The 15899-nt window shown below is 72.1% G+C and carries 15 protein-coding genes and 2 tRNA genes; 11 read left to right on the top strand and 6 right to left on the bottom strand.

What is annotated here, in order from left to right; translation table 11 throughout:
* From DEI95_RS08390 to DEI95_RS08365, 6 genes are all read left to right on the top strand, one after another.
* Positions 1 to 999, top strand: coding sequence for an ABC transporter permease (locus tag DEI95_RS08390; protein WP_111059970.1), 999 nt, complete (start codon positions 1 to 3; stop codon positions 997 to 999).
* A complete protein-coding gene (locus DEI95_RS17050; RefSeq protein ID WP_375342347.1) occupies positions 996 to 2702 on the top strand; it encodes an ABC transporter ATP-binding protein in 1707 nt (568 codons plus the stop codon). Before DEI95_RS08390 ends, DEI95_RS17050 begins: the two co-directional genes overlap by 4 nt.
* A gap of 138 nt (positions 2703 to 2840) precedes the next feature.
* Complete coding sequence (locus DEI95_RS08380; protein WP_110825334.1) at positions 2841 to 3716, top strand: ATP-binding cassette domain-containing protein; 876 nt, start codon at positions 2841 to 2843, stop codon at positions 3714 to 3716.
* Positions 3713 to 4720, top strand: a complete 1008-nt coding sequence (locus DEI95_RS08375) for a D-isomer specific 2-hydroxyacid dehydrogenase family protein (RefSeq protein ID WP_111059969.1) — start codon at positions 3713 to 3715, stop codon at positions 4718 to 4720. The genes DEI95_RS08380 and DEI95_RS08375 overlap by 4 nt, the downstream gene beginning before the upstream one ends.
* A gap of 128 nt (positions 4721 to 4848) precedes the next feature.
* Positions 4849 to 4921 (top strand) — tRNA-Asn (locus DEI95_RS08370).
* Positions 4922 to 5081: 160 nt separating this feature from the next.
* Positions 5082 to 5594, top strand: a complete 513-nt coding sequence (locus DEI95_RS08365) for a hypothetical protein (protein WP_110825336.1) — start codon at positions 5082 to 5084, stop codon at positions 5592 to 5594.
* A gap of 36 nt (positions 5595 to 5630) precedes the next feature.
* Here DEI95_RS08365 and def read toward each other — a convergent pair whose 3' ends face one another.
* Positions 5631 to 6206, bottom strand: a complete 576-nt coding sequence (def, locus tag DEI95_RS08360; RefSeq protein ID WP_110825337.1) for a peptide deformylase — start codon at positions 6204 to 6206, stop codon at positions 5631 to 5633.
* 39 nt (positions 6207 to 6245) lie between these two features.
* Here def and DEI95_RS08355 point away from each other — a divergent pair, with 39 nt between their 5' ends.
* From DEI95_RS08355 to DEI95_RS08335, 5 genes are all read left to right on the top strand, one after another.
* A complete protein-coding gene (locus DEI95_RS08355; protein WP_181436249.1) occupies positions 6246 to 7160 on the top strand; it encodes a multidrug DMT transporter permease in 915 nt (304 codons plus the stop codon).
* Between the two features lie 169 nt (positions 7161 to 7329).
* Entirely contained in the window at positions 7330 to 8562 is a 1233-nt protein-coding gene (locus tag DEI95_RS08350; protein ID WP_258367528.1) for a glycosyltransferase, read from the top strand.
* Positions 8553 to 8627, top strand: a tRNA-Ile gene (locus DEI95_RS08345). The genes DEI95_RS08350 and DEI95_RS08345 overlap by 10 nt, the downstream gene beginning before the upstream one ends.
* Before the next feature lie 64 nt (positions 8628 to 8691).
* On the top strand, positions 8692 to 9762 hold the full coding sequence (locus tag DEI95_RS08340) for an AI-2E family transporter (RefSeq protein WP_258367527.1): 1071 nt from the start codon (positions 8692 to 8694) through the stop codon (positions 9760 to 9762).
* A 131-nt stretch (positions 9763 to 9893) separates the two neighbouring features.
* On the top strand, positions 9894 to 10427 hold the full coding sequence (locus DEI95_RS08335; RefSeq protein ID WP_110825338.1) for a DUF3145 domain-containing protein: 534 nt from the start codon (positions 9894 to 9896) through the stop codon (positions 10425 to 10427).
* A 444-nt stretch (positions 10428 to 10871) separates the two neighbouring features.
* Here DEI95_RS08335 and DEI95_RS08330 read toward each other — a convergent pair whose 3' ends face one another.
* The 5 genes from DEI95_RS08330 to DEI95_RS08310 all read right to left on the bottom strand — a co-directional run bounded on the left by DEI95_RS08330 (position 10872) and on the right by DEI95_RS08310 (position 15894).
* The gene (locus tag DEI95_RS08330) at positions 10872 to 12116 is read right to left on the bottom strand and encodes a beta-ketoacyl synthase (RefSeq protein WP_111059968.1); all 1245 of its coding nucleotides are present in this window, start codon (positions 12114 to 12116) and stop codon (positions 10872 to 10874) included.
* Positions 12117 to 12204: 88 nt separating this feature from the next.
* Positions 12205 to 12453 carry an acyl carrier protein gene (locus DEI95_RS08325; RefSeq protein ID WP_058741348.1) on the bottom strand — a complete coding sequence of 83 codons (249 nt, stop codon included), beginning with the start codon at positions 12451 to 12453 and terminating at the stop codon, positions 12205 to 12207.
* A gap of 84 nt (positions 12454 to 12537) precedes the next feature.
* On the bottom strand, positions 12538 to 13614 hold the full coding sequence (locus tag DEI95_RS08320) for a beta-ketoacyl-ACP synthase III (RefSeq protein WP_110889655.1): 1077 nt from the start codon (positions 13612 to 13614) through the stop codon (positions 12538 to 12540).
* The gene (locus tag DEI95_RS08315; RefSeq protein ID WP_110889656.1) at positions 13611 to 14573 is read right to left on the bottom strand and encodes an ACP S-malonyltransferase; all 963 of its coding nucleotides are present in this window, start codon (positions 14571 to 14573) and stop codon (positions 13611 to 13613) included. The genes DEI95_RS08320 and DEI95_RS08315 overlap by 4 nt, the downstream gene beginning before the upstream one ends.
* A 94-nt stretch (positions 14574 to 14667) precedes the next feature.
* Positions 14668 to 15894: a CdaR family transcriptional regulator gene (locus DEI95_RS08310; protein ID WP_110825341.1), complete on the bottom strand. Its 1227-nt coding sequence runs from the start codon at positions 15892 to 15894 to the stop codon at positions 14668 to 14670.
* Positions 15895 to 15899: the final 5 nt, after the last annotated feature.

Here is a 15899-nt window from a genome sequence, read left to right as displayed (position 1 = left end):
ATGTCCGACATCACCCTCGTCGACCGCCACGAGCCGCTGTGGAAGCGACTCCCCGTCGTCGTCCAACTCCGTCGGAGCACCGGATGGCAGCGCGCCATGCTCATCGTCGGCGTCGTCATCTGCGCGCTGTTCCTGCTCGTCGCGCTCTTCGCCCCGCTCATCGCCCCGTACGGCTTCGGCCAGCAGCAGGGCGCGGACGGCGTGAACTTCCCGCGCACGGCGGCGCCGAGTGCCGAGCACATCTGGGGCACGACCGTCGGCGGGCTCGACGTCTTCAGCCGCGTCCTCTTCGGCACGCGCACCGCGGTGCTCGTCGTCATCGTCGCCGTGATCGTCTCGATCACCATCGGCGTCCTGCTCGGCATGGTCTCCGGTTACATCGGTGGCTGGCTCGACCGGATCCTCGTGGTCGTCGCGGACGCGATCTACGCGTTCCCGTCGCTGCTGCTCGCGATCGTCGTCTCGATCGTCGTCTCCGGCGGCCGGTCGACCTACTGGGGCGGCATCATCGCCGCGGCGATCTCGATCACGGTCGTCTACATCCCGCAGTACTTCCGCGTGGTGCGTGCCGAGGCCGTCCGTCTGAAGAACGACGCGTTCGTCGAGTCGGCGCGCGTGATCGGCACGAACCCGTGGCGCATCATGACCCGGCACGTGCTCCGGAACTCCACCCGGTCGCTGCCGCTCATCCTCACCCTGAACGCGAGCGACGCCGTGCTGACCCTGGCCGGCCTCGGCTTCCTCGGGTTCGGCATCGGACCGACGCAGGGTGCGGAGTGGGGCTACGACCTCAGCCGTGCACTGTCCGACGTCGCCAGCGGCGTCTGGTGGACGGGCGTCTTCCCGGGTGTCGCCATCGTGCTGCTCGTCCTCGGTGTCACGTTCATCGGTGAGAGCCTCAACGACATCTCCGACCCGCGTCTCCGTGCGCGTCGTCGGCTGAAGCAGCTGGTCTCCACGCGTCGCGCGGCGGCCATGACGGAAGGAGCGGGCTCGTGAGCGACGTCCCCTCGGGCCTCCGGTCCGACACCGGCCGGACGGCAGCCGACCCGGTGGTCGTCGTCGACGACCTGACCGTCACCTTCGCGACCGACGGCGGCGCCGTCGACGCGGTGAAGGGCGTCAGCCTCGACGTCCGCCCGGGTGAGGTGCTCGCCCTGGTCGGCGAGTCGGGCTCCGGCAAGTCCGTGACGGCGCGGAGCATGCTCCGGCTCATGCCGGAGACCGCGACGCTCGGCGGCGCGGTGCTGCTCGACGGCACCGACGTTGTGTCGGTGGGCGCGCAGAAGCTCCGCGACCTGCGGGGCACGGCCGGCGCGATGGTGTTCCAGGAGCCCTCCACGGCCCTCAACCCGGTGTTCACGGTCGGCTGGCAGATCGCCGAGGGCCTCCGGGCGCACGGCGGGATGTCGAAGAAGGAGGCACGCGCCAAGGCGATCGACTACCTCGGCCGCGTCGGCATCCCCGACCCGGAGACCCGCGTCGACCACTACCCGCACCAGTTCTCCGGCGGACAGAAGCAGCGCGTCGTCATCGCGAGCGCGCTGGCCCTCGAGCCGAGCGTCATCATCGCCGACGAGCCGACCACCGCGCTCGACGTCACCGTGCAGGCCGAGATCCTCGACCTGCTCCGCCGTTGCCGTGACGAGTTCGGTGCGGCGATCGTCGTCATCACGCACAACATGGGCGTCGTGGCCGACCTGGCCGACCGGGTCACCGTCATGTACCAGGGCGAGATCGTCGAGGAGGCGCCGGTGCACCAGCTCTTCGCGGCGCCCCAGGCCGACTACACGAAGCGCCTGCTCGCCGCGGTGCCCCGGCTCGAGGCGTCGACCGGCGTCGCCCGGCGTGCGGCGATCACCGAGGACGTGGAGCCCGTCGTGTCCGCGAAGGGCCTGGAGATCGTCTACCCGGGCCGGCTCGGCGCCGCGCCGTTCCGTGCCGTCAAGGGCGTCGACCTGTCGATCCGTCCCGGCGAGGTGCTCGGTCTGGTGGGGGAGTCCGGATCGGGCAAGACCACCATCGGCCGCGCGATCGCCGGTCTGACGAAGATCACCGGCGGCTCGCTCGAGGTGCTCGGGACCGAGATGCTCGGGTACAAGGAGCGCGACTTCAAGCGGCTGCGGAAGGACATCGGGTTCGTCTTCCAGGACCCGGCGACGTCCTTCAACCCGCTGCTGACGATCGCCGAGGCCGTCGCCGAGCCGCTCGTCGTGCACGGAGTGGCCTCGTCGCCGCGCGCGGCCCGCAAGCAGGTCGACGAGCTCATGGAGGCCGTGCAGCTGCCCGCGGCGTACGGCGACCGGTACCCGCACGAGCTCTCCGGCGGACAGCGGCAGCGTGCGTCGCTCGCCCGGTCGCTCGCGCTCCGGCCGAAGCTGCTCATCGCCGACGAGCCCACCAGTGCGCTCGACGTGTCGGTGCAGGCCCGCGTGCTGGAACTGTTCCTCGAGTTGCAGCAGGACTTCGGCTTCGCGTCGCTGTTCATCAGCCACGACCTCGCCGTCGTCGGCGCGCTGTCCGACCGGATCGCGGTGCTGTACCGCGGCGACCTGGTCGAGACGGGCACCACCGCGCAGGTCCTCGGCGCGCCGCAGCACCCCTACACGCAGCGGCTGCTGGCCTCGCTGCCGGTGCCGGACCCGGAGGAGCAGGCCGAGCGACGGCGTACGCTGGAGCGACTGGAGCAGGCCGGAGCCTGACCGCTCGGTCAGGACCGACGGCAGCACGACCAGCCTGGAGGCCCGGCCCCCGTCCGCGACGCACGTCGCGTCGGCGGGGCGGCCGGGCCTCCCGACACGGTGCCGCAGCAGGGTGCGCGCGGCACGAGAAGGGGTTGCATGACCGGGGAGAACGGGCCGGCCGTCGTCGCGGACGACGTCAGCATCGAGTACCGGGGCGGTGCGGTCACCAGCCCGATCCGCGCCGTCGACGGCGTGAGCCTGTCACTCGGCTGGGGTGAGGTGCTCGCGGTCCTCGGTGCGTCCGGTTCCGGCAAGTCGACCTTCGCGGCGGCGGTCGCGGGTCAGCTCGGCACGAACGGCGAGGGCGAGGGTGCGCACCGGCGTCGGGTCATCGGCGGGGAGCTCACCGTCCTCGGCGAGCGGATGCGCCGGATCCGGCCGTCCTCGCGACGCCACGCACGGCTGACCGGACAGATCGGCTACCTGCCGCAGGACGGCGCGGACCGCCTCCGCCCCGACCTGCTCGTCGGCGAGGCCATCGCCGAACCGATCTACGCGCGCGACCGCCGGTTCGACCGGAAGGAGGCCGGGCTCATCGTGGCGCGGCTCGTCGACGCCGTGCACCTGCCGCTCGGGGTCCTGCGGTTGAACACGTGGGAGCTCTCCAGCGGCCAGCGGCAGCGCGTGGCGCTGGCCCGTGCGCTCGTGCTCGAACCGCAGCTGCTCGTCGCCGACGAACCCGCGCGCGGTGTCGACGTCCTCGTCCGCCAGTCCGTGCTCGAGGCCCTGGTCGGCCTGCAGCGGAAGCGCGCGTTCTCGGCGATCGTGGTGTCGAGCGACCTGCGCGAGGCCCGGGCACTCGCGGACCGGGTGGCCGTCATGAACGAGGGCCGGCTCGTCGGGCTCGGGACCTTCGACGAGGTGCTCGACAACCCGCTCGACCCGTACGTCCGGACGCTCGCCGCGACGGCGTCGCGCCCGGTGAAGCGCAAGCCGGTCGCGGCCGGCCGAGGAGGGGTACGACAAGCATGAGCGAACAGCACCAGCACCGCGGACACCGGGCGGTCGTCACCGACGGCGGGCGTCCCCTGCCGGTCGGGCCGCCCACCCCGGGTGCCGTGACGATCCTGCCGACGCCCACCGATCTGCACGAGGACGCCGTGCGGCAGGCGGGCGGGACGCTCGCCGACCTCGGCGGTGACACGCGGGGCATCGTCTGGCTCGACGCGAGTGACCCCGACGGCCTGCAGCAGGCGCTGACGACCGCCCCGGGGGTGACGTGGGTGCAGCTGCCGTTCGCCGGCGTGGACGCGTTCGCCCACCTCATCGCGGAGCACGGCGACCGCGTGCTCTTCACCTCGGCCAAGGGCGCCTACGCCGAGCCGGTCGCCGAGCACGCCCTCGCGTTGACGCTCGCGACCCTGCGGGTGCTGCAGAAGCGCGCCCGCACGACGACCTGGGGCCGCGAACCGGAGGGCCTGTCGCTCTACGGCCGGCACGTCGTCCTCATCGGCGCCGGCGGGATCGCGCTCGAGTACCTGCGCCTCGTCGCGCCCTTCGACGTCCGGGTCACCGTCGTCCGCCGTTCCGCCGACGACGTCCCCGGCGCCGACCGCACCGTCACGACCGACCAGCTCGACGACGTGCTGCCGGACGCCGACGTCGTCGTGGTCGCCGCCGCGATGACGGCGGGGACGTCCGGCCTGCTCGGCGCGCACCAGTTCGCGCTCATGCCCGACCACGCCCGACTGGTGAACATCGCCCGTGGCGGGCTGGTCGACACCGACGCACTCGTGGACGCCCTGCGGTCCGGGAGCATCGCCGCCGCCGGACTCGACGTCACCGACCCGGAGCCGCTGCCCGACGGGCACCCGCTGTGGAGCGAGCCGGGCGCCCTCGTCACGCCGCACCAGGCGGACACCCCGGACATGGTCGCGCCGCTGCTGGCGGAGCGGGTCGGCACCAACGTGGCGGCGTTCCTCCGCGCCGACGGCACCGGCTTCATCGGCGTGGTCGACCCGGCCGCGGGGTACTGACGATCCGCCCCAGACCAGGGCTTCCCGTGCGGCACGCCCGGGATGCGCGACCGATGCGCGGGACGCTGGACGTTTGCTGCTATGCTGTTACCCGCTGTTCAACCGCTCTCCAGCGGAGGACACAGTGATCCTCGATAGCTCAATTGGCAGAGCAGCCGGCTGTTAACCGGCAGGTTGTTGGTTCGAGTCCAACTCGGGGAGCGACAGGCCCTCACCCTCCGGGGTGGGGGCCTCTTGCGTTCCGGCCCGGCTCGCCCGTCCTGGCCCGACTCGTGTGCCGCACGGCGCGGGCCTGCGGTTCCCGGGCGCCGTGGTGCGCATCCTCAGCCGATCGTCCGCCCGATGCTGTTAACGTCCACAGGTGCCCCGTCGTCCCCGCCGCTCCGCGACCACCGTCGCCGTGCTGGCGCTCGGGCTCGCCGTGACGGCGCTCACCGGTTGCTCCTCGGCCGACGACCTGACAGACCGCGCGGTCGCGGAGGAACCGACGTCGTCCGCGAGTTCCGCGACGTCCGGCCCGAGCGGGTCGGCACCGATCGTGTTCGCCTTCACCTGCGCCGTCGGCGACGGACCGGAGACCGAGACCTACACGACCGCCGCGGCCGTCTGGGAGGACGGCAGGACCTCGTGCACGGCGGCACCGATCACGGGCACCGAGCCGTCGGAGCAGCAGCGGTCCGCCCTGGCCGCCACGGAGGGCGACGCGACGCTCGAACAGCTCGCGGCAGCGTGCGCCGTCAGCGGGACGGCGCCGTGGACGGGTGCCGTGACGAGCCGGTCGCAGGCGCACCTGGCGGCCGGGCTCGAGCGCTACTGCCCGGGGCACCCCGAGATCGGCCGGCTCCGGGACGCCCTGGACACGTACCGGGGCTGACGCCCGGCTGCCGGACGCGGTGTGCCGGTGGAGCGTTCAGCCCTCGGGGTGGTCCCGACCCGGCAGCCACGACTTCCCCGGACCGCCCCAGCTGTTCTTCCGCACGGCCTTCTGCGCCTGCTTCGCGTACGGGTGCACCAGCCGGTCCGCGTACAGCAGGCCGTCCAGGTGGTCGTACTCGTGTTGGAACACCCGAGCGAGCCACCCGTGCGCCTCGATCTCGAAGGGTTCGCCGTACTCGTCGACCGCGCGGAGGAGGGCGCCCTCCGACCGGCGCAGCGGGAAGCGCTCCCCGGGGATCGACAGGCACCCCTCGGACTCCTCGTCCTCGTCGAGCTCCTCCACCGACTCCGGCAGCGGGGGAGTCGTCCACAGCACCGGGTTGACCGCGACACCCCGCCACAGCACGCCGTCGTCGTCCGTCCACGAGTAGACGAACAGCCGCTTGCCGACACCGACCTGAGGACCGGCGAGGCCGACACCGGGAGCGAGGTCCATCGTCTCGACCATGTCGGCCACGAGTGCGCGGAGGGCGTCGTCGAAGACGGTCACCTCGGTCGCGGGGGTGTGCAGGACGGGGTCACCGGTGATCCGGATCGGCAGGACGGGCATGCTCCCAGGGTATCCGCGCGGGTCGGATAGCCTCGACCCGTGACACCGGACCTGCCGATCCCCGACGTGGTGCAGAACCTGACCCCGTTCCAGGCCCTGATGATCCCCGTGGCACTGGTCGGCGCGGTGTTCCTGTCGCTCGGTGCGCAGTTCCAGAGCCGCGGCGTCCAGCGCGTCGAGGCCCGGCTGGGGCAGCAGTCGAAGGGCCTGTCCGTCCGACACGTCCTGGCCCTGCTCGGCAGCGGCAACTGGGTGCTCGGCACGCTCATGCTCGGTGCCGCCATCGTGCTGCAGCTCGTCAGCATCACCTACGCGCCGCTCATCGTCGTCCAGCCCCTCGGTGCGGTCGCCCTGGTGGTGACGACGTGGTTCTCGTCCCGCAGCAGCGGCGTCCCGCTCGGCACCCGGGCACGTCGGGCGGTGTGGACGTGCATCGGCGGCGTCGGCCTGTTCGTGCTCATCGCCGCGCTGTACGGCCGGGAGAGCCCGATCGGGCGCGGGCAGCTCATCACCGTCCTCGTGGTCCTGGCGGTCGTGCTGGGGCTCGTCGTGGTGTCGTTCCGGCTCGTGGCCAAGCGGCGGAACGCGCTGTACTACATCATCGGCGCCGGGGTCCTGTACGGCTTCGTCGCGACGCTCGCCAAGGTCACGCTGAACCGCATCGTGAACAGCACGTTCGACTGGGTGACGGTGTTCGCGATCGTGGGGGTCGTCGTCGCCTCGGCTGTCGGGGCGTACTTCGTGCAGAACGCGTACTCCAGCGGGTCGGCCGACCTGGTCATCGCCGGCCTCACGGTCGTCGACCCGATCGTCGCCGTCGGCATCGGCGTGATCGTCCTCGACGAGGCCGCCGGGGCGCCGGTCGGCGCCGGCATCGGCTTCCTCGTCGCCGGGGCGATCGCGATCACGGGCGTGTTCCTGCTCGCGAAGCACCACCCCGACACCCGCCGCTAGCGGGCGGACGGGAGGCGTGCCTCCCGTCCGGCACGACCCCGGGGATGACCCGGGTCAGCCGCGCGGCGGAGGCGGGCGGCCAGAGGGGTGCGGTAGCGTTCCGAACCGACCAGACCGGCCGTCCGCCAGGACGCGCGCCGGTGACCGCGACGAGAGGACGACCCCCGCCGTGTCAGCAGACGCCAGGACCGAGACGACCGACACCACGGCCGCCACCGGGGGGCGACGGCCGCTGCGGGTGCTCATCGCCGCCGACACCTTCGCGCCCGACGTGAACGGTGCGGCGACCTTCACCGAGGAACTCGCGGTCGGGCTCGCGCAGCGCGGGCACGAGGTGCACGTCATCGCCCCGTCCTGGAACCGGACGCACCACGGCTCCTTCGACGAGGAGTACCGCGGCGTCACGCTGACCGTCCACCGGCTGGCTTCGTACCGCTGGCCGGCACACGCCTGGTACCGGTTCGCGTGGCCGTGGACGGTCCGCAAGCACACGGCCCCGGTCATCGACGCACTGCAGCCGGACGTCGTGCACATCCAGTCCCACATCGTGGTCGGCCGCGGCGTCGCCCGCGAGGCACACGACCGGGGCATCCGGATCATCGGCACGAACCACTTCATGCCCGAGAACCTGCTCGAGTACACGCCCTTCGGCAAGCGGACGACGCCCATCGCGCTCAAGATCGCCTGGCGGGACGCGGCGAAGACCTACCGGCTCGCCGAGGCGATCACGACGCCCACCGAGCTCGCCGCCGACTACCTGCGCGACGCGATCGCCGGGCAGCCGGTGCTCGCCATCTCGTGCGGGATCGACGCCACGCGGTACACGCCGGCGACCGGACGGCCCGCGGGCAACGACATCGTGTTCGTCGGCCGGGTCGCGCCCGAGAAGAACCTCGACGTCGTCATCCGGGCGCTGCCGCTCCTGCCCGCCGCGCTCGACGCCCACTTCACGATCGTCGGTGACGGCGACATGATCCCGAAGCTCACCGCGCTCGCGCAGGAGCTCGGTGTCGAGGACCGGGTGCGCTTCCTCGGGTTCGTCCCCGACGAGGTCAAGCTCCGCACCCTGACCGAGGGCACCGTGTTCGTGATGCCGTCGACGGCCGAGCTGCAGAGCATCTCCTCGCTCGAGGCGATGGCCTCCGGGCTGCCCGTCGTCGCGGCGGACGCGATGGCGCTCCCGCACCTCGTCGACGGCAACGGCGCCCTGTTCGCGCCGGGCGACGAGCACGACCTCGCCGCGAAGCTCGCCGCGGTGCTCACCGCGCCCGACGACGAGTACGCCCGCATGCGCGCGCGCAGCCTGACGATGATCGAGGCACACGACATCAACCGCACCCTCTCCACGTTCGAGGCGCTGTATCGTGGGGAGCCGGTGGCCGCTGGCCCCGAGGGGCGGTAGCCAAGCTGGTCAAGGCAGTCGGCTCATAACCGAACGATTCGCGGGTTCAAGTCCCGCCCGCCCTACGTGCACCTGCCGTCCAAGAAGCGCCCTCCCGAAGACACGAGTCACGCGCCCACCCCGAACGTGATGTTCGAGGTGAGCCGGGCCGGCACCGGTGTGCGCGTCAACGCCTTCCGCATCGGGTTCATGGGTGCGATCGGGGTGCTCGTCGCACTGTTGGCCGGCACGCTCATCCACGAGCTGAGCACCGTCCTCGTCTACATCGGCGTCGCGCTGTTCATCGCCCTCGGCCTCGACCCGCTCGTGACCCTGCTCGAGCGGTACATCCCGCGGTGGTCGGCGATCCTCGTCGTCGTCGTCGCGGTGCTCGGCACGTTCGTCGGGGTCGTCTTCGCGATCGTGCCGCTGCTGGTTGAACAGGCCACGAACCTCGTCCAGAACTTCCCCGAGATCGTGGACGACATCTCGCGACAGGGCTGGGTGCAGGACCTCTCGCGACAGTTCGAGGGGTCGTTCGACGTCGACCACGCACTGGAGTCCGCGCAGAAGTTCGTCGAGAACCCGGGCAACCTGCTCTCCCTCGGCGGCGGGATCCTCGCCGTCGGCAGTGGCATCCTCTCCGGCCTGACCGGTGCCCTCATCGTCATCATCCTGATGCTGTACTTCCTGGCGTCGATGCGCGGCCTGAAGACGATGGCGTACCGGTTCGTGCCGGCGTCCCGTCGGGAGAACTTCGTCGCGGTGAGCGAGGAGGTCACGTCGTCGGTGGGCCGCTACGTCGTCGGCCAGATCACCCAGGCCGGCATCAACGGTGTGCTGAGCATCATCTGGTTGCTCATCATCGGAGCGCCCCTGCCCGTGCTGCTGGCGACGTTCGCGTTCCTCGGGTCGCTCATCCCGCTCGTCGGCACGATCGGCGCCGCGGTGCTCATCTCGTTGCTCTGCCTGTTCGCCTCGCCGGCGACGGCACTGGCTGCGGCGATCTACTACCTCGTGTACATGCAGGTCGAGGCGTACATCATCTCGCCGCGCATCATGTCGCGGGCCGTGCAGGTCCCCGGGGCCCTCGTGGTCATCGCCGCGGTCGCCGGAGCGACGGTGGGCGGGGTGCTCGGCGCGCTCGTGGCCGTGCCGGCAGCAGCGTCGGTGATCATCATCGTGCAGAAGGTCATCTACCCGCGTCAGGAACTGGCGTAGGGGATCCGGCTCCACGGTCTTCGTCCGGGTGCTTGCCGTTCCCGGTCGGCAGCTGGCATGATGAGCGTGTCCTGCGGGACATCACAATCGCATACCGATGGTCCCGAACGGGTCCTCCGCAGTCCAGGTCGATGGGGAAGTCGCACCTGACGATCGGAGGAATCGTGACTGGGACAACGTCAGGAGTGCTCTACGTGCACTCCTCACCACGCGCGCTCTGCCCGCACGTCGAATGGGCGGCAGGTCGCGCGATGAACCGCGCCGTGAACTTCTCGTGGCTCGACCAGCCCGCGCTCGACGGCTCACGTCGCACCGAGTTCACCTGGTCCGGCCCCGTCGGGTCCGGCGCGGCGATCGCCTCCGCCCTGCGCGGTTGGGAGCACCTGCGGTTCGAGGTCACCGAGGACGCCACCGCCCATTCCGACGGCGGCCGGTGGATGCACACGCCGGACCTCGGCGTCTTCTACGCGCAGACCGACGTCACCGGCAACATGGTCGTCCCCGAGGACCGGGTCCGCTACGCCATGGAAGTCGCCGGCAGCAACGCCCTCGACCTGCACCGCGAACTGCGACTCGCGCTCGGTCAGGCATGGGACGACGAGCTCGAGCCCTTCCGGCACGCGGCCGAGGGCAACCCGGTCGTCTGGCTCCACCGCGTGGGGTAATCCCGGGCCTGCTTCCTCCGATCGACGGCGTCGCCTCTGCCGAGGCGGCGCCGTCGTCTGCGTCGCGGGGCCGGGGTCCGACGCGCGCGGGCCCCTGCGTCGCGGTTCCGGAGTTCGCCCATCTCGCGCGCCGAGAGCAGCACTTTCCGGAACCACGACGGACGTGAGCGGCACGTCGTGCGACCGCGGGCGACCGCGGGCGACCTCGGGCAGCGGGGGGGCCGACGGGCAGCCGGGAGGCGCGGCGCGCCCGGGCGCAGACGTCCAGGTTCCGGGATCCGCGGACTTCGCGCGTCGAGAGCCGCACATCGTTGGACCTGGGCGGACGTGAGCGGCACGTCGTGCGACCGCGGAGGGGTCCCGGGAGCGCGCCGACCGGCCGCGCACGCAGGACGACGGAGGCCCGCCCCGCGACGCGGGACGGGCCTCCAGGCCGACGGCGGATCAGACCGAGCGGAACGCGACCACGGCGTTGTGCCCACCGAAGCCGAACGAGTTGCTCACCACGAGCAGGTCGCCCGCCGGCAGCTCCCGCGGAGCGGTCGCGACGTCCATCACGATCTCCGGGTCCTGCTGGGTGAGGTTGATCGTCGGCGGTGCGAGACGGTTCTCGAGCGCGAGGACGGTGAAGACCGCCTCGATCGCGCCGGCGCCGCCGAGCAGGTGCCCGGTCGACGCCTTCGTGGCGGACACGACGACCTGGTCGAGGTGGTCACCGAAGACCCGACGCATCGCGTGGTACTCGGCCACGTCGCCGACCGGGGTCGACGTCGCGTGGGCGTTGACGTGCGCGACGTCCGAACGGCTGGCGTCCGCGTGCTCGAGCGCCATGATGAGCGCGCGAGCGGCGGCGGAGCCCTCGGGGTCCGGAGCGGTGATGTGGAAGGCGTCGGACGTGATGCCGGAACCGGCGACCTCGGCGTAGATGTGCGCGCCGCGGGCCTCGGCGTGCTCCTTCGTCTCGAGGATGAGCGCGGCGGCGCCGTCGGCGAGCACGAAGCCGTCACGGGTGACGTCGTACGGACGTGACGCGGTCGCGGGGGAGTCGTTCCGACGCGAGAGCGCCTGCATCGCGGCGAACGCCGCGAGCGGCAGCGGGTGCAGCGCGGCCTCGGCACCACCGGCGATGACGATGTCGGCGTCACCGAAGGCGACGTGGCGATATGCCTCGGCCAGGGACTCCGTGGAGGAGGCGCAGGCGGAGAGGTAGGTGCGGGCGCCACCACGGGCGCCGAACTCCATCTCGATGGCGGCGGCCGGGCCGTTCGCCATGAGCATCGGGACGGTCATGGGCAGGACGCGTCGGGGACCGCGCTCCCGCAGGGTGTCCCACGCATCGAGCAGCGTGTTGACGCCGCCGATGCCGGTCGCCCAGTCGACGATGAGGCGCTCGGGGACGACGGACTCGGCGTCGATGCCGGCGTCGGCCCAGGCTTCACGAGCCGCGATGAGCGACAGCTGCGAGGACGGGTCGAGACGCTTCGCCTCCGGGCGGGTGAGCTGGTCGGTGACGAATCGACGCGCCTGACCGGCGAACTCCACGGGGAGCTCGAGCTCGGCGTAGCGCGTGTCCTCGATGCGGGTGATGCCGGACTCGCCGGCGAGCAGGGCCGCCCAGGATTCCTTGGCGGTCGCAGCGAGGGGACTGATCGCACCGATCCCGGTGACGACGACGGTTCTCTTGGTCATGGACGACGGTTCTTTCTGCGAGGGACAAGACGAGCGCCGCGGGCCACGACTCGAGGGTCAGCGGCCCGCGGCGCTCAGGAAGCTCGTTTCAGGCCTGGGCCTTGACGATGAAGTCGACGGCGTCGCCGACGGTCTTGAGGTTCTTGACCTCTTCGTCGGGGATCTTGACGTCGAACTTCTCTTCGGCGTTCACGACGATGGTCATCATCGAGATGGAGTCGATGTCCAGGTCGTCGGTGAACGACTTGTCAGCGGCGACGGTGTCGGTGGCGATACCGGTCTCGTCGTTGATCAGCTCGGCCAGGCCGGCGAGGACTTCTTCGTTGGACAGGGCCATGAGTGTTCTCCTTGAGGGGGGTGTCGTTTGACCGTGGGACAGCCTAGGGCACGGGCACTGCCCGCGCCCGGAGGCGCGAGGGGACTAGGGGAGGACGACCACCTGCGCGCCGAACACGAGTCCGGCGCCGAAGCCGATCTGCAGGGCGAGACCGCCCGACAGTTCCGGGTGCTCGGAGAGCAGGCGGTGCGTGGCGAGCGGGATGCTCGCGGCCGAGGTGTTGCCCGTCGTGGTGATGTCACGGGCGATGGCGACGGTGTCCGGGATCCCGAGCTGCTTGGCGAACTCGTCGATGATCCGGATGTTCGCCTGGTGCGGCACGAACGCCGCGAGCTGGTCGGCGCGGACACCGGCGGCCTCGAGCGCCTGGCGTGCGACCTTGACCATCTCCCAGACGGCCCAGCGGAACACGGTCTGCCCGGCCTGGCGCATCGTCGGGCGGGGGGCTCCCGCCGCCCACTCGTTGTAGGTCGCGGTCATGCCGATCGCGTCCCACTTCGAGCCGTCGGAGCCCCAGATGCTCGGCCCGATGCCGGCGGTGTCGCTCGGACCGACGACGGCCGCGCCCGCCCCGTCCCCGAGGAGGAACGAGATGGAGCGGTCGGTCGGGTCGACGACGTCGCTGAGCTTCTCGGCGCCGATGACGAGCACGTGGTCGGCGATGCCGGACTTGATGAACGAGTCCGCCTGCGCGATCCCGTACGCGTATCCGGCACACGCGGCGCTGATGTCGTACGCGGCGGCCGGTGCAGCACCGATCCGCTCGGCGAGCAGGGACGCCATCGACGGCGTCGCCACCGTGTGGGTGACGGTCGCGACGAGCACGACGCCGATCTGGTCCGGGGTGAGCCCGGCCTTCTCGATCGCCTCGCGCGCGGCGGCCTCCGCGAGGTCGACTGCTTCGACGTCGCGGCCGGCGCGCATGCGGGTCACGATGCCGGTGCGCTGGCGGATCCACTCGTCGGAGGAGTCGATCGGACCGACGAGGTCGTCGTTCGGGACGACGTTCTCGCCGCGCGCGGCTCCGAAGGCGAGGATGCGGGTGAACTCGTGGCCGCGTCGCTGGGACAGGACCGGTCGGTCGCCGGCCTGGAGGCCCGTGGTCGCGTCCGTCCCGCCGGTGGCGTCCGTCTCGACGGCGGTGGTGCTGGCGTCGGTCATCGGGCGGCCTCCGTGGACTGGGCTGCCTCCGTGGACTCGTCGGCGGCGCTCTGCAGCAGCTCGACGGCGGCGGGCAGGTCGTCCGGGGTCTTGATCGCGACCGTCGGCGTGCCGCGGAGACCGCGCTTGGCGAGGCCGACCAGGGCCCCGGCCGGTGCGAGCTCGATGATGCCGGTGACGCCGGCCTGCTGGAAGGAGGTCATGACGGCGTCCCAGTGCACCGGGTTGGCGATCTGCCGGACCATGAGGTCGACGAAGCGGCGACCGTCCCGGACCTGCGACCCGTCGGCGTTCGTCCAGAGCGGGAGGGTCGGGTCCTGCACGGTCGCGGCCGCGGCGACGGGTGCGACCCGGTCGACGGCCGGCGCCATGAAGCGCGTGTGGAAGGCGCCGGCGACGGCGAGGGGGACGACGCGGGCCTTCGCGGGCGGCTGTTCCGCGAGGCGGGCGATCGCGTCCGCCGGACCGGCGACGACGGTCTGCCCGCCGCCGTTGTGGTTCGCGGCCGTCAGCCCGAGGGAGTCGAGCAGGGCGGCGAGCTCGTCGGCGTCGCCGCCGAGGACCGCGGCCATCGAGGTCGGCTCGAGTGCGGCGGCGTCGGCCATCGCCCGGCCCCGCTCGGCGACGAGCGACACGGCGTCGGTCGGGGTGAGGACCCCGGCGACGGCGGCGGCGGTGAACTCGCCGACCGAGTGCCCGGCGACGCCACCGACGAGGGCGCGGCGGTCGTCGGCCAGCAGGGCGTCGGCCGTGACGAGCCCGGCGGCGACGATGAGCGGCTGCGCGAGGGCGGTGTCCTTGATGGTGTCCGCGTCGGAGTTCGTCCCGTGTTCGGCGAGGTCCACGCCGATCGCGTCGGACCACTGCCCGACGCGGTCACGGACGGCGGCGTCCTCGAGCCAGGGGGCGAGGAAGCCGGGGGTCTGGGAGCCCTGTCCGGGCGCGACGACGACGATCACCGCTCAATGATGCCGGGCGGTCACCGTCGGGCACGTGTGGACTCCCCACACGGATTGCCGGGATGCCTTGTAGGAACCCCACCCAGTGGGGTCGTCAGCGGCGCGTGGGGCGACGGCGCGTGGACGCCGCTTCGGACATCGCGCCGAGGATGAGCGCGGACTGCACGATGAGGGCGTCCCGCGCGTGCGTGGCGTCCCACCCGATGATGTCCGCGACCCGGCGGAGGCGGTAGCGGACGGTGTTCGGGTGCACGAAGAGTTCACGCGCCGTCGCCTCGAGCGACCGACCGGTGTCGAGGTAGCACCACAGGGTCTGCAGGAGCTCGGTGGACTGGTCCTTGAGCGGCGTGTAGATCCGCTGCACCAGGGCCGAGCGGGCGAGGGGGTCGCCCGCGAGCGCACGTTCCGGCAGCAGGTCGTCGGCGAGGGCCGGTCGCGGTGCGCCCCGCCAAGCCCGGGCCACGGCGAACCCGGCCAGGGCGGCCTTCGCGCTGGTCGAGGCGTCGACGACCCCGGGGACCTCGTTGCCGAGCACGAGGTGGCCCTCGCCGAACAGCGGTTCGAGCTCCTGCGCGATCGACATGAACGACACGGGTTCCTCGCCCTCGGGCACGTCGTCGCGCGGGGTCGCCCGTCCGATGACGACCACGAGCCGCGAGCCCTGCACGCCGATGAGCACGTCGGCGTCCTGGTGGCGGGCCGTCCGGCGGACCTGGTCGACCTCGAGCTGCTTCGGCGCCGTCCCGACCAGGACCGCGACCTCGCCGTGCCCGTGCCAGCCGAGGGCGGCGATGCGCGACGGCAGCTCGTCGTCGTACTCGCCCGACAGGATCGAGTCGACGACGAGGGCCTCGAGCCGGGCGTCCCACAGCCCGCGGGCCTCCGCCGCACGGGCGTAGACGTCGGCCGCCGCGAACGCGATGTCGCGCGAGTACTTGAGGATCGCCTCCTGCAGCATCTCGTCGTCGGCGGCGCGCTCCTCGACCACGGTCACCACGACACGGATGAGCTGCAGGGTCTGCTGCAGGCTCACCGAGCGCAGGAGTTCACGCGGAGCCGAGCCGAAGACGTCGGCGGCGGCGATCCACGGGGTGGAGGCGCTGCCCTCGAGCCACGAGATGAACGACGTGATGCCGGCCTGGGCCACCATGCCGACGGCCGAGCGACGGCCCGGGGGCATCTCGCTGTACCAGGGCAGGGTGTCCTCAAGCCGCTTGATCGTCGCGGTCGAGAGTTCGCCCGACACCTGCCGGAGCCAGGAGAGCGCCCGTTGCCGGTCGTCCTCCCGGCCCGCGGCGGTGGCGGTGCGGGGTGTGGTCACGCGGA

Source organism: Curtobacterium sp. MCBD17_008 (genome assembly GCF_003234475.1).
Lineage (GTDB): Bacteria > Actinomycetota > Actinomycetes > Actinomycetales > Microbacteriaceae > Curtobacterium.
This window is presented reverse-complemented; position numbering and strand designations above follow the sequence as displayed.

What these genes read in the sequence shown, in the direction of transcription:
- DEI95_RS08380 (WP_110825334.1), top strand. Translation starts at nt 2,841, where the DNA reads ATGACCGGGGAGAACGGGCCGGCCGTCGTCGCGGACGACGTCAGCATC.
- DEI95_RS08325 (WP_058741348.1), bottom strand. Translation starts at nt 12,453, where the DNA reads ATGGCCCTGTCCAACGAAGAAGTCCTCGCCGGCCTGGCCGAGCTGATC.
- DEI95_RS08330 (WP_111059968.1), bottom strand. Translation starts at nt 12,116, where the DNA reads ATGACCAAGAGAACCGTCGTCGTCACCGGGATCGGTGCGATCAGTCCC.
- DEI95_RS08390 (WP_111059970.1), top strand. Translation starts at nt 1, where the DNA reads ATGTCCGACATCACCCTCGTCGACCGCCACGAGCCGCTGTGGAAGCGA.
- def (WP_110825337.1), bottom strand. Translation starts at nt 6,206, where the DNA reads ATGCCCGTCCTGCCGATCCGGATCACCGGTGACCCCGTCCTGCACACC.
- DEI95_RS08340 (WP_258367527.1), top strand. Translation starts at nt 8,692, where the DNA reads ATGTTCGAGGTGAGCCGGGCCGGCACCGGTGTGCGCGTCAACGCCTTC.
- DEI95_RS08335 (WP_110825338.1), top strand. Translation starts at nt 9,894, where the DNA reads ATGGGGAAGTCGCACCTGACGATCGGAGGAATCGTGACTGGGACAACG.
- DEI95_RS08375 (WP_111059969.1), top strand. Translation starts at nt 3,713, where the DNA reads ATGAGCGAACAGCACCAGCACCGCGGACACCGGGCGGTCGTCACCGAC.
- DEI95_RS08320 (WP_110889655.1), bottom strand. Translation starts at nt 13,614, where the DNA reads ATGACCGACGCCAGCACCACCGCCGTCGAGACGGACGCCACCGGCGGG.